Source organism: Escherichia sp. E4702 (assembly GCF_963883545.1).
GTDB lineage: Bacteria > Pseudomonadota > Gammaproteobacteria > Enterobacterales > Enterobacteriaceae > Escherichia.
The window spans coordinates 1-715 of sequence record NZ_CAWORF010000051.1 but is presented as its reverse complement, the minus strand read 5'-3'; the positions used below and the strand labels follow the sequence as shown (position 1 = coordinate 715).

At 55.1% G+C, this 715-nt stretch carries 1 rRNA gene; it reads left to right on the top strand.

The features are described from left to right. A 23S ribosomal RNA gene (locus AACU94_RS24470) occupies nt 1-715 on the top strand; the annotation flags it as partial.

Below are 715 nucleotides of genomic sequence, written 5' to 3'. Positions count from 1 at the left end.
GCCTCGTGAATTCATCTCCGGGGTAGAGGCACTGTTTCGGCCAAGGGGTCATCCCGACTTACCAACCCGATGCAAACTGCGAATACCGGAGAATGTTATCACGGGAGACACACGGCGGGTGCTAACGTCCGTCGTGAAGAGGGAAACAACCCAGACCGCCAGCTAAGGTCCCAAAGTCATGGTTAAGTGGGAAACGATGTGGGAAGGCCCAGACAGCCAGGATGTTGGCTTAGAAGCAGCCATCATTTAAAGAAAGCGTAATAGCTCACTGGTCGAGTCGGCCTGCGCGGAAGATGTAACGGGGCTAAACCATGCACCGAAGCTGCGGCAGCGACACTGTGTGTTGTTGGGTAGGGGAGCGTTCTGTAAGCCTGTGAAGGTGTGCTGTGAGGCATGCTGGAGGTATCAGAAGTGCGAATGCTGACATAAGTAACGATAAAGCGGGTGAAAAGCCCGCTCGCCGGAAGACCAAGGGTTCCTGTCCAACGTTAATCGGGGCAGGGTGAGTCGACCCCTAAGGCGAGGCCGAAAGGCGTAGTCGATGGGAAACAGGTTAATATTCCTGTACTTGGTGTTACTGCGAAGGGGGGACGGAGAAGGCTATGTTGGCCGGGCGACGGTTGTCCCGGTTTAAGCGTGTAGGCTGGTTTTCCAGGCAAATCCGGAAAATCAAGGCTGAGGCGTGATGACGAGGCACTACGGTGCTGAAGCAACA